Genomic DNA, 12,366 nt, shown 5'->3' with positions numbered 1-12,366 from the left:
CCTGCCCGTGAACCACCCCGTCGTCTCCTCGCTGTTCCCGGTCGTGCTGATGATCGCGCTGGGCTTTTATGCCGGCCGGCGCGGCCTGATCGCCGCGCGCTCGGTCAAGGACTTGTCGGCGTTGGTGTTCTACCTGCTGTCGCCAGCGCTGCTGTTCCGCTCGATGAGCGCGGTGCGCGTGCAGGATCTGGACCTGCGGCCGGTGGCGGCGTATTTCATCGCCGCTGGCCTGATCTTCGCGCTGACCATCTGGCGCGGCCGGTTCACACGCCGGGCCAGCGTGATCGCCATGGCCAACACCTACAGCAACTCCGTGATGATCGGCATCCCGCTGATCGGCCTGGCGTATGGCCCGGCCGGCATGGTCACGCTGCTGACGCTGATCTCGCTGCACGCGCTGGTGCTGCTGAGCACGGCCACGCTGTCGGTCGAGTTGGCCATCGCGCGCGAAGCCGGGGCGCACGGCGGCGAGCGGCCCGGCCTGCTGAAGGTGGTGGCGCCGGCGCTGCGCAGCGCCTTGATCCACCCGGTGCCGATCCCCATCGTGCTGGGCCTGCTCTTTGGCCAGACCGGCTGGGTGCTGCCCGAGCCGGTGGACAAGACGCTGCAGGTGCTGGGCGGGGCCTTCGCGCCGCTGGCACTGATCATGGTGGGCATCACGCTGGCGACCACCGCCATCGGAGCGCACCTGCGCGCCGCGCTGGGCATGGCCGCGATCAAGAACCTGGTGCACCCGGCCCTGGTCGCGGGCCTGGGCTGGGCGCTCGGCCTGTCGGGCCTGCCGTTGGTGATCATGGTGGTGGCGGCGGCGCTGCCGATGGGCGCCAACGTCTTCATCTTCGCGCAGCGTTACGACACCGCCGAAGACCTGAGCACGGCGGCCGTCGCGGTCTCCACCGTGATGGCGCTGGCCACCGTGCCGGCGGTCATGCTGCTGATGGGGCGCTGAAGCCGAGCCGGCGCGAGATCTCCGCCGCCGCTGCGCGCACGGCCAGCGCGGCGCTGCTGTCCCATTCCGAAGGAAAGTGGTCCTGGTGCCCCAGCGCGGTGATCACCAGCGATGGCACGCCCTCGTGGTCGAAGGCCGCTGCGCTGAACGCATTGACGCCCGGCATCGGCCGGCCCATGGCGCGCGCCACGCCGTGGGCCTGCATCTCGGCCATCGCCGCGCCCAACTCGTCGCGTTGCGCTGCGCTCAGTGGCCGGCCCTGGGCCTCGGGCTCGCCCAGTGGGCCACCCAGGGCGTGTTCCAGCTTCTCGATGGGCAGCACCGCTGCGAATGCACGCCCCGTCGCCGTGCCCAGCAGCGACATCACCGTGCCCGCGCGCATCGACACATGCAGCGGTTGGCGCGCGTCGATCATGCGCACGATGGTGGCGCCGAAGTTGCCCCACACCGACAGCGCCACCGCGTAACCGGTGCTGCGGGCCAGGGTCTCGGCCACCGGCAGCGCCGCCTTGAGCGGGTCCAGCTGGTACAGGCAGGTCAACCCCAGTTGCAAGGCCGCCGGCCCCAGCGCGTAATGGCCGGCCGAGTCTTGTTCGATCAAGGCGAGCTTGCCGAAGCTGACCAGATACGGGTGGGCGCGCGATGGCGGCATGTCGGCCGCGGCGGCCAGATCTTTCAGCGTCATCGCGCCCGGCTGTCCGGCCAGTGCCAGCAGCAGCCGGCCCCCGACCTCCGCTGACTGGACGCCGCGCTGGCCGCTGTCTTCCGGCCCGTCGTGTTTGTTCTGCATGTCGCTGGTGGTGGTGTCGAGAGCGTATGAGTTTGTCTTACGCAAATTCTTTTGACAAGAACGAATTCAGGCGAAATAATGCAAACCAGTTTGTCAATGGCGAATTGATTCGCCGCAACCCACGGAGACGCACCCCATGAACACCGAGAAAAAATTCGCCTCGCAAGCCGACCTGGAAGAAAAGAAGGTCACCTTCAGCCAGATCTCTGAACACGCCTGGGCCTACACGGCCGAGGGCGACCCCAACACCGGCATCATCATTGGCGACGACGCCGTGCTGGTGGCCGACACCCAGGCCACGCCGGCCATGGCGGCCGACGTGATCCGCCGCATCCGCGAAGTGACCGACAAGCCCATCCAATACGTGGTGCTCACCCACTACCACGCCGTGCGCGTGCTGGGCGCCAGCGCCTACCAGCCGCAGCACATCCTGGCCAGCCAGGACACCTATGACCTGATCGTCGAGCGCGGTGAGCAGGACAAGGCCAGCGAAATCGGCCGCTTTCCGCGCCTGTTCCAGAACGTGGAGACCGTGCCCCCGGGCCTGACCTGGCCGACCATGACCTTCACCGGCAAGATGACGCTGTGGCTGGGCAAGCTCGAGGTGCAACTGCTGCAGCTGGGCCGTGGCCACACCAAGGGCGATACGGTCGTCTGGCTGCCGGGCGAGAAGGCGCTGCTCTCGGGCGACCTGGTCGAGTTCGGCGCCACGCCGTATGCCGGCGACGCCTACTTCAAGGATTGGCCGCAGACCCTGGACAACATCGCCGCCCTGCAGCCCAAGGCCCTGGTGCCCGGCCGCGGCGCCGCACTGACCACCCCCGAAGACGTGGCCAAGGGCCTGCAGGAGACGCGCGACTTCATCGCCGACGTGTACGCCAACGTGCAAAAGGGCGTGGCTGCCGGCAAGGACCTGAACGCCGTCTACAAAGACACCTTCGCGGCCATGAAGCCCAAGTACGGCCACTGGGTCATCTTCGACCACTGCATGCCCTTCGACGTGACGCGTTGCTACGACGAGGCGACGCAATACACCGACCCGCGCATCTGGACGGCCGAGCGCGATGTGCAGATGTGGAAGACGCTCGAAGGCCAGTAAGGCACGGCCGCACCCATCGAGGAGACAAGACATGCATGTGCAAGACCTTGCCAAGTCCACCGGCGCCGTGGACTACCAGAACGTCGTGTTCGACTATGTCGCGCACGCCGACCAGCGGGCCGCCACGCCTGCCCGCCACCCGGTCGTCATCGTCGGCGCCGGCCCCGTGGGCCTGGCGCTGGCCATCGACCTGGCCCAGCAGCAGGTGCCCGTGGTGCTGCTGGACAACGACCACCGCCTGTCCAGCGGCTCGCGCGCCATCTGCTTTTCCAAGCGCTCGCTGGAGATCTTCGACCGCCTGGGCTGCGGCGAACCCATGGTGCACAAAGGGGTGTCGTGGAACCTCGGCCGCGTGTTCCTGCGCGGCGAAGAGGTCTACAGCTTCAACCTGCTGCCCGAAGAAGGGCACGCCCGCCCGGCGTTCGTGAACCTGCAGCAGTACTACGTCGAAGGCTTTCTGGCCGAGCGCGCGGGGCAGCTGCCGCTGATCGACATCCGCTGGCAGAACAAGGTCGTGGGCGTGGAGCAGCACGCCGACCACGCGCTCTTGACCATCGAGACGCCGGACGGCAATTACCAGCTGCAAGCCGACTGGGTGGCTGCCTGCGACGGTTCGCGCTCGCCGGTGCGCCAGCTGATCGGCCAGGAGAGTCACGGCCGCCAGTTCAAGGACCGGTTCCTGATCGCCGACGTGAAGATGGCGGTGGACTTCCCGGCCGAGCGCTGGTTCTGGTTCGACCCCGACTTCCACCGCAACCAGAGCGTGCTGCTGCACAGCCAGCCCGATGGTGTCTGGCGCATCGACTTCCAGCTTGGCTGGGACGCCGATCCCGAGGAAGAAAAGAAGCCCGAGAACATCATGCCGCGCGTGCAGGCGCTGCTGGACGCCTCGCCGTTCAAGGGCGCCGAAGTCACGCTGGAATGGGCCAGCGTCTACACCTTCTCGTGCCTGCGGATGGACGCCTTTCGCCATGGCCGCGTGCTGTTTGCGGGTGACTCGGCCCACGGCGTGTCGCCCTTCGGCGCGCGTGGCGCCAACTCGGGCCTGCAGGACGCCGAGAACCTGGCCTGGAAGCTGGCCGCCGTGCTGCGCCGCCAAGCCCGGGATGCGCTCTTGGACAGCTATGCCCGCGAACGCGAGATGGCGGCCGACGAAAACATCCTCAACTCCACGCGCGCCACCGACTTCATCACGCCCAAGAGCGAGATCAGCCGCTTGTTCCGCGACGCCGTGCTGCACCTGGCGCGCCGGCACGACTTTGCGCGGCGCATGGTCAACAGCGGGCGCCTGTCGGTGCCGGCCACCCTGCACGACTCGACGCTGAACACGGCCGACGTCGAGCCCTTCGCCGGCCGCATGGTGCCGGGCGCCGTGGCCACCGATGCGCCGGTGGCGGGCGGCTGGCTGCTGCAGCAACTGGGCAGCACGCGCTTCGCCGCGCTGGTGTTCGGCGACGGGGCGGGCGCACAGGCCAGCCTGCGTGCGCTGGCCGATGCCGACCTGCCGCTCGAAGTCGTGCGCGTACCGCTGGATGCCGCGCATGCGCTGGCGGCCGAGCGCTATGACGCACAGGACGGCAGCACCTACCTGCTGCGGCCCGACCAGCATGTCTGCGCGCGCTGGCGCCAACCCACGGCCGCCGCCGTGCGCGCCGCGCATGGCCGCGCCCTGGCGAAGAACAACTGAAGGAGCCCCACATGACTGTCCAAGAACAGCACCTCAACACCGCCCCGAACCTGGCCGTGCCCGACGACTTCTACGAAGCCCTGATCGATGCGCACCAGGGCTTGTCCACCGACGAAAGCCATGCCTTCAATGCACGCCTCGTGCTGCTATTGGCCAACCACATCGGCACGATGCCGGTGCTGCGCGAAGCCCTGGCCGCCGCGCGCGCTGCATGAAATGAATCACCCCCCAGTCTGCGCGCTGCGCGCTCCGCCAACCCCCCTCTGCTGCGCGAGGGGGGCGCACCCAGCGGCCTGGCAGAGCCAGTTCCGCGGGTGCCCTGGCCTGGACCCGTTTGTTCGTGGGCTGGTAGTTGGCGCGACGCACCATGAATCACCGTGACGTTTACACGACCCCTGGAGACAACCCCATGATCAAGACCTTCCTGCCCCTGCTGGCCGCCGCCAGCCTCTCGTTCACTGTGTCCCTGCCCGCGTCGGCGCAGTCCGGCAAGCCCATCGAATGGGTGGTGGGCTATGCCGCCGGCGGTGGCTCCGACGCTGTGGCCCGCGCCACGGCCGAGGCCATGTCCAAGACGCTGGGCGCCTCCATCGTCATCAACAACAAGCCCGGCGCGGCAACCAACATCGCCGCTGAATACGCGGTGCGCGCCAAGGACCTGGAGAACACCGTGTTCACGGCCGACTTCGCCACGCTGGCGGTCAACCCCGCGCTGTTTCCCAAGCTTTCCTACAGCGCTGAAAAGGACTTGAAGCCCGTCGGCCTGCTGGCACGCTTCCCCCTCGTGCTGGTGGTCGGCCCGCAGGTGCCGGCCAGCAACTGGACCGAGTTCCTGGCCTGGGCAAAGGCGCAGCCCGGTGGCATCAACTACGCATCGGCCGGCATCGGCAGCCCGCACCATCTGGCCACCGAACTGCTGGCCGAGCAGAGCGGCCTGAAGATGACGCACGTGGCCTACAAGGGCGCGGCGCCGGCGGTGGCGGACGTGCTGGGCGGCCAGGTGCCGTTCATGCTGGTGGACACGGCCAGCGGCAACCAGTTCGTTCTCTCCGGCAAGCTCAAGGCCCTTGGCGTCGCCAGTGCCAAGCGCATCGCCAGCCTGCCCAACGTGCCCACGTTGATGGAGCAGGGCCTGGCCGGCTACGAGGCCTATGCCTGGCAGGGACTCACGGTGCCGGCGGGCGCGACCGACGCGACGGTCGCGCGCTACAGCAAGGCCTTGCAGGAGGCGTTGGCCTCCCCCGCCGTGAAGGCGCGCTATGACGCGCTGGGTGTGGAGGCATTGCCCGGCACGTCCGAGCAGATGGCCGCCTATGTGAAGCAGGAACGCGAGCGCTGGGGCCGCCTCATCCGTGCCAACAACATCAAGATCGACTGAAGAGGCACAACCATGAGCCCAGACACCTTGCGCTACCAGAGCGGCTTCGGCAACGAATACGCGAGCGAGGCCGTGGCAGGCAGCCTGCCCCAGGGCCGCAACAGCCCGCAGCGCGCACCCATGAACCTGTACCCCGAGCTGATCTCGGGCACGGCCTTCACCGCGCCGCGCCATGAGAACCGGCGCAGCTGGCTGTACCGGCGCCAGCCCTCGGTGGCCTCGGGCCGCTACCAGCCCTACGCCCAGGCGCGCTGGACCACCGGCGCCGACCGCGAGACGGCGCTGGCGCCCGAGCCCATGCGCTGGCACCCGATCCCGTTCGCGGGAGACGCCGACTTCGTCGACGGCATGGTCACCCTGGCGGCCAATGGCGACGCGGCGGCGCAGGCCGGCATCGGCTCGCTGGTCTACCTGGCCAACAAGTCCATGGACCGGCGCGCGTTCGTCAACGCCGATGGCGAGCTGCTGCTGCTGCCGCAGCAGGGCCGGCTGGTCATCACCACCGAGATGGGGGTGCTGGAAGTGGCGCCAGGCGAAATCGCGCTGCTGCCACGCGGCGTGGCGTTCAAGGTGGCCTTGCCCGATGGCCCCTCGCGCGGCTATGTGTGCGAGAACTACGGCGCGCAGTTCAGGCTGCCTGAGCTGGGGCCCATCGGCTCCAACGGACTGGCCAATGCGCGCGACTTCCTGGCGCCTGTTGCCGCGTTTGAAGAAACCGCAGGCCCGTATGAAGTGGTCAAGAAATTCGGTGGCCGCTTCTGGACGGCACCCTTGAAGCAGTCACCCTTCAACGTCGTGGCCTGGCACGGCAACCTGGCGCCCGTGAAGTACGACACCAAGAACTTCATGACCATCGGCTCGATCAGCTACGACCACCCGGACCCATCGATCTTCACAGTGCTGACCTCGCCCAGCGACACGCCGGGCACGGCCAACTGCGACTTCGTGATCTTCCCGCCGCGCTGGCTGGTGATGGAAGACACCTTCCGCCCGCCGTGGTACCACCGCAACCTGATGAGCGAGTTCATGGGCCTGGTCTATGGCGAGTACGACGCCAAGCCGGGCGGCTTCAAGCCCGGTGGCGCCAGCCTGCACAATGCCATGGTGCCGCACGGGCCGGACGAGGAAGCCTTCGAGAAAGCCTCGTCCATGGACCTGAAACCGCAGAAGCTCGACAACACACTGGCCTTCATGTTCGAGAGCCGTTTCTGTTTCGTGCCGACTGCGTTCGCGCTGCAAAGCCCGGCGCTCGATCAGGACTACGCCGACTGCTGGGCCGGCCTCAAGGACCAATTCAAGCCATGACCACTCTGAACGCCACCCACGATCCCGCGCTGCGCAGCTGGGTTGTCTCCGCCAACGCCGCTGGCGCGGATTTCCCCATCCAGAACCTGCCGTTCGGCCGCTTCCGCAAGGCCGGCAGCCCGGATGCCTTCCGCATCGGTGTGGCCATCGGCGACCAGGTGCTGGGCCTGAAGGCTGCAGGCGTCATCGACCACGACGACATGAATGCGCTGATGGCCGCATCGCCGGCCGAGCGCCAGGCCTTGCGCGCGCGCTTGTCTAAAGGCCTGCGCGAAGGCAGCGCCCAGCAAACCGCATGGGCCGCCGCGCTGCTGCCGCAAGCCGATGCCGAGTACACCGTGCCCTGCCGCATCGGCGACTACACCGACTTCTACACCGGCATCCACCACGCGACCACCGTCGGCAAGCTGTTCCGCCCCGACCAGCCCTTGATGCCCAACTACAAGTGGGTGCCCATCGGCTACCACGGCCGCGCCTCGTCGATCGGCGTGAGCGGCCAGCAGTTCAAACGCCCCAAGGGCCAGACCCTCGCCCCCGGTGCCACCGAGCCCAGCTTCGGCCCCAGCAAGCGGCTGGACTACGAGCTGGAACTGGGCTTCTACGTGGCACAGGGCAATGCGCTGGGCGAGCCGATCGCCATGGCGGATGCCGAGCAGCACCTGTTCGGCGTGGGGCTGTTCAACGACTGGTCGGCGCGCGACCTGCAGGCCTGGGAGTACCAGCCGCTGGGGCCGTTTCTGGCCAAGAACTTTGCCTCCACCGTGTCGCCCTGGATCGTGACCACCGAAGCCCTGGCCCCTTTCCGCGCGGCCTTCACGCGGCCCGAGGGCGACCCGCAGCCGCTGCCCTACCTGGACGCCGCCAGCAACCGCGAACGTGGCGCGCTCGACATCACGCTGGAGGTCTGGCTGCAGACCGCGAAGATGCGCGCAGCCGGCGAGGAGGGCGTGCGCCTGACCCGCGGCAACACGTCGCAGGCGGCCTACTGGACGGCCGCGCAGCTGATCGCGCACCACACGGTGAACGGCTGCAACCTGCAGCCGGGCGATCTGCTGGGTTCGGGCACGCTGTCCGGCCCTGCGCAGTCGGAGGCCGGCTCGCTGCTGGAGCTGACGCTGGGCGGCAAGCAGCCCATGACCTTGGCCAACGGCGAGACGCGCACCTTCCTGGAAGACGGCGACACGCTGATCCTGCGCGGCTGGTGCGAGCGTGCGGGTGCGGTGCGCATCGGCCTGGGCGAGGCGCGGGGCACGGTGGTCGCGGCGGGCTGACGACACGGCCCCGCGCGCACCGTTCAGACTACGGAGCGCGCGTGGCCCAGGCCCACGTACTCGGCGCCTGCGGGCGAGCCGAACAGATAGCCCTGCACCGTGGGGCAGCCGAGCGCGCGCAGCATCTGCAACTGCTCGGCCTGCTCGACACCTTCGGCGGTGATGTCCAGGCGCATGGTGTTGGCCAGCAGCACGACGGAGGCGATGATCGACTGGGTCATGCCGCCGGTCGGCTCGCGCAGCAGCGCGGCGGCAAACGACTGGTCCAGCTTGATGCGGTCGAACGGCAGTTCGCGCAGTTGCGCCATGGACGAGTACCCGACGCCGAAGTCGTCGATGGCGGTGCGCACCCCCAAGGCCCGCAGCCGCTGCAGCGCGGTGCGCGCCCGGCTCGCATCCCGCGTCAGCGCGGTTTCGGTGACTTCCAGCTCCAGCCGGGCCGGCGACAGGCCGACACGCTGCAGCACGTCCATGACATCTTCGACAAACGTCGGGGTGGCCAGCTGGACGGCAGAGACGTTGACCGCCACCAGCATGTCCTGCGGCCACGCCATGGCGTCCCGGCAGGCCTGCTCCAGCACCCACATGCCGATCTGCACCACGGTGCCGGATTCCTCGGCCATCGGAATGAAATGGGCGGGGGACAGGCGGCCGTGTCGCGGATGGCGCCAGCGCACCAGGGCTTCATAGCCTTGCACGCGCAGGGAACCGGCTTCGCGCAGTGACATGTACTCGAGGTCGAACTGGCGGTCTTCAAGGGCCAACGACAGGTCGCTGGCCATGGCCAGGCGCGCGCGCACGCGGTCGCTCATGCCGGGTGCATGCAGGCGCACGGTGTCACGCCCCTCGCTCTTGGCCACGTACAAGGCCGTGTCCGCCTGGCGCAGCAGGTCGCCTGCGCCGAGCGTGCCATCGGTCCACGAGGCGCCGATGCTCGCGCGCACGTCGACGCGGTAGTCGCCGATGCGCTCCTGCACCCGCAGCGCATCGAGCAGGCCCAGCATGCGTCGCTCGATCTCGCTTTCCCAGCCGTGTGCGGGCAGCCCGCGCAACAGCATCGCGAACTCGTCACCGCCCAATCGCGCCAGGGCGTCTTTCTCCTGGGCGGCCTGGCGCAGGCGGCGCGCCACCGAGCACAACAGCTCGTCACCGGCGGCGTGGCCGAGACTGTCGTTGACCGTCTTGAAATGGTCCAGATCCAGCAAGGCCACGGCCCATCGGCCCCCGGCGGCCTGCTGCTGCTCGGCCACTTCCAGAAAGGCGCGCCGGTTGGGCAGGCCGGTCAGCGGGTCCTGGTGGGCGAGGTAATACAGCTGCTCGCGCACGATGCTTTCGGCCTCGCGGGCCCGCGCATCGGACACGTCGACCCCCACACCGCGCCAACCGGTCCACCCACCGTGGGCGGCCACCAGCGGCTTGGCGCTGACGGTCCAGCTGCGCAGATCACCCCCCATGTGCGCCTCCATCACCACACCGCCAAAGGGCTCGCACACGCCCATCAACCGGCGCAGTGCGTTGGGGCCGACCTCGCCATCGCTGGTGACCTTCAGCAGGCGCTGCTGGGCGAACAAGGTGTCCAGCGGCCGGCCCAGCAATTCGGTCTGGCTGCGCCCGAGCAGTTCGCACAAGCGCAGCCCCACGCGCGTCAGGGCGCCCTCGCGGTCGCTCTCCCACAGCCAGTCACGGGCGTCGGCTTCGAAGTCGCGCAGCAGCAGGCCGACGATCTGGCGCTCCTGTTCGGTGGCCTGCTCGGCTTCGATGCGCTTGACGAACAGGCGCGATGCAAACAGCAGCGACACCGTCAGCATGAGCGCATAGCTGCACAGGAGGCCGATGGTCGTGCCCTGGGCCACGAAGTCGTGCTGCGCGACCATCAGGCAGGCCGCCACCGTGAGCACGCCCAGCCAGGTGACGGACAGCAGCGGGGTGGTGATCCCCACCAGCACCCCGGTGGCGATGAGGCCCGGCGTGTAGGCGGTGAACAGCACGCGGCTGCGCTCGTCGCCTGCCAGCAAGCCGCCGAAGTAGATGCCCAGGCCGCAGACGAGAGCGCTCAAGACACACCAGAGCGCAGACATGCGCAGGTCGGCCATCCCCAGCAGGCGCCTGCCAGCGCGGTCTGCGCGGCGCACGGACAGCACGGCATGGCCGGCCCAGGCGGTGTGGACCAGCACAAAGGCCGTCAGCCAGGGTTGCCACGTCTGATCACGCACGAATGGCCACAACTCGTGGAAGACTGCGCTGCCGGTGCCGACGATGGTCGCCGCATACCAGGGCACCACGCGCAGCAGGTTGCGCAGCTGCCCGTTCAGAAGGATGGCGCGCACCTGCACGCTGGCATCCGGCAGGGCCCAACATCTGCGCAACCGCATCCATTGCATACCGGCCCACGTGATCACGAGATTTCCCTCAATGACGACGAGATGATCGTAGTGCATACCATCTCTACCGTCGATCATAGTGGCGCCGGCCCATGACGAGGGCATGTCTTGCGCCGTGCGCGCCCGTTCAGGGCAGGCCGGCCACCGGCGCGCTGCGCTCGAAGCAGACCATCTGCGCGGCCAGCGTCCCGTCAGCGCCAGCCTGCACGCGCACATAGTTCAGCGCGTAGGGGAAACGGCTCTCATCGCGCAGGTCGGCCATGCGCACGTTCTGGCCCTTGGCCAGCTCCAGGTAGCGCGTCCAGCTGCCGGGGTTGAAGTAGTGCAGCGCGCCATCGTGCACCTCGTCCGCCTGGTGCGTATGGCCCATCACGATGACGGGCGCGCCGGTCTCGTCGGCGCGCTCGCGGGCGCTCTTGCGCAAGAGGGCCTTGCCGTCTTCGAAGGCGGCCTTGCGCAGCGCGCCCAGGGTCACGCCGTCGACCGCGCCGGGCTCGCCGCCGGCCGACAGCGTCACCCCCGGGGGCGGGGCGAACAAGCGGTCCCACGCGGCCTCGTCGAGCTGGTCCAGCAGCGCCTCCATCGCCTGCGCCAGAAGGGCCTGTTTCCAGGGACCGGCCTGCCAGCGCTGCGCCAGGTCGTGCTGGCCGGCGGCGCTCAGGGCCGTGCCGATCTCGGCGCGGTAGGCGGGCTCGTCGCGCACGCGCTGCAGCAGCGCGGCGGCCAGGTCGGGCGCGCCGTCTGCGCCCAGCGTGCTGAGGCTGGTGGTGGCCGCCAGCTTCAGCCCCAGCCAGGCGACCGAGGCCAGGCCGCCCTTGTCCTCACGCGCCAGCACGGGCAGCAGCTTGGTGACGGGCAGCAGGTTGTCGGCGAACGGGTAGCGCGCTTCCAGCCGGTTGACGAACTTGACCATGAACAGCGTGCCGGGGCACATCTCCAGCTGCGCCACGCCGCCGGCGCCGGGGCGGATCGGGTCGGCCCAGTGCTCGAAGCGGTTGGCCACGTCCTGCTGGTGGCCGTGGCCGATCTGCAACTTGCCGCCGTGCCGCGTGATCCAGTCCTGCCCGATCTCAAAGCGCGTGGCCGCACCGGCCACCTCGCGCAGCCGCGCCTGCACCTGGGGCCACGCGATGTCGACGTCATGGTTGCCGGCGGCGATCGTCACGCGGTTGCCTGCGGCCTGGAAATCGCGCAACGCCGCAAAGATGTTGGCGTGGCCTGCGAGGATGGTCTCCAGCTTGGCCAACGACTCGGATTCGTTGCACCAGAACTTGTCGCTGGCGTGTCCGAAGGCGCGCGTGTTGACTTGCGCGAACTCCAGGAAATCGCCGTTGAAGAACAGCTCCACTTCACCGGCCCGGCCCTCGGGCGTGGCCGCCTGCTCGGCGATCAGCCGGGCCAGCGGTGCACCCTGATGGATGTGGTCGTCGCCCGGATCGGCGGGGCCGCCGCCCAGGTGCAGGTCACTCAGTACGAGCGTGATGCGGGGTGTGGTCATGGGATCTC

10 protein-coding genes are annotated in these 12,366 nt (G+C 68.9%); 7 read left to right on the top strand and 3 right to left on the bottom strand.

Annotated features, from left to right (window positions below; all coding sequences use genetic code 11):
- Positions 1-7: 7 nt before the first annotated feature.
- Positions 8-949, top strand: coding sequence for an AEC family transporter (locus AC099J_RS23565; RefSeq protein ID WP_479617731.1), 942 nt, complete (start codon positions 8-10; stop codon positions 947-949).
- Here the strand turns inward: AC099J_RS23565 and AC099J_RS23560 are convergent.
- Positions 927-1,739 carry an IclR family transcriptional regulator gene (locus AC099J_RS23560; protein ID WP_479617730.1) on the bottom strand — a complete coding sequence of 271 codons (813 nt, stop codon included), beginning with the start codon at positions 1,737-1,739 and terminating at the stop codon, positions 927-929. The genes AC099J_RS23565 and AC099J_RS23560 overlap by 23 nt on opposite strands.
- Before the next feature lie 136 nt (positions 1,740-1,875).
- Between AC099J_RS23560 and AC099J_RS23555 the strand changes: the two genes are divergently transcribed.
- From AC099J_RS23555 to fahA, 6 genes are all read left to right on the top strand, one after another.
- Positions 1,876-2,838 carry an MBL fold metallo-hydrolase gene (locus AC099J_RS23555; protein WP_479617729.1) on the top strand — a complete coding sequence of 321 codons (963 nt, stop codon included), beginning with the start codon at positions 1,876-1,878 and terminating at the stop codon, positions 2,836-2,838.
- 31 nt (positions 2,839-2,869) lie between these two features.
- Complete coding sequence (locus AC099J_RS23550; protein WP_479617728.1) at positions 2,870-4,525, top strand: FAD-dependent oxidoreductase; 1,656 nt, start codon at positions 2,870-2,872, stop codon at positions 4,523-4,525.
- Positions 4,526-4,536: 11 nt separating this feature from the next.
- Positions 4,537-4,740, top strand: coding sequence for a DUF2783 domain-containing protein (locus AC099J_RS23545; protein ID WP_479617727.1), 204 nt, complete (start codon positions 4,537-4,539; stop codon positions 4,738-4,740).
- Between the two features lie 194 nt (positions 4,741-4,934).
- Positions 4,935-5,903, top strand: a complete 969-nt coding sequence (locus AC099J_RS23540; RefSeq protein ID WP_479617726.1) for a Bug family tripartite tricarboxylate transporter substrate binding protein — start codon at positions 4,935-4,937, stop codon at positions 5,901-5,903.
- 12 nt (positions 5,904-5,915) lie between these two features.
- The gene (gene hmgA / locus AC099J_RS23535; protein ID WP_479617725.1) at positions 5,916-7,208 is read left to right on the top strand and encodes a homogentisate 1,2-dioxygenase; all 1,293 of its coding nucleotides are present in this window, start codon (positions 5,916-5,918) and stop codon (positions 7,206-7,208) included.
- Positions 7,205-8,479, top strand: coding sequence for a fumarylacetoacetase (fahA, locus tag AC099J_RS23530; protein ID WP_479617724.1), 1,275 nt, complete (start codon positions 7,205-7,207; stop codon positions 8,477-8,479). Before hmgA ends, fahA begins: the two co-directional genes overlap by 4 nt.
- A gap of 23 nt (positions 8,480-8,502) precedes the next feature.
- On the opposite strand, the gene AC099J_RS23525 is transcribed toward fahA, so the two are convergent.
- Positions 8,503-10,917 carry a putative bifunctional diguanylate cyclase/phosphodiesterase gene (locus tag AC099J_RS23525; protein ID WP_479617723.1) on the bottom strand — a complete coding sequence of 805 codons (2,415 nt, stop codon included), beginning with the start codon at positions 10,915-10,917 and terminating at the stop codon, positions 8,503-8,505.
- A 70-nt stretch (positions 10,918-10,987) separates the two neighbouring features.
- Positions 10,988-12,358: a metallophosphoesterase family protein gene (locus AC099J_RS23520; protein ID WP_479617722.1), complete on the bottom strand. Its 1,371-nt coding sequence runs from the start codon at positions 12,356-12,358 to the stop codon at positions 10,988-10,990.
- Positions 12,359-12,366: the final 8 nt, after the last annotated feature.

The organism is Rhodoferax sp. RT4P68 (assembly GCF_056521305.1).
Note: the sequence above shows the minus strand (reverse complement) of the source record. Positions and strands in the feature narration are given on the sequence as shown.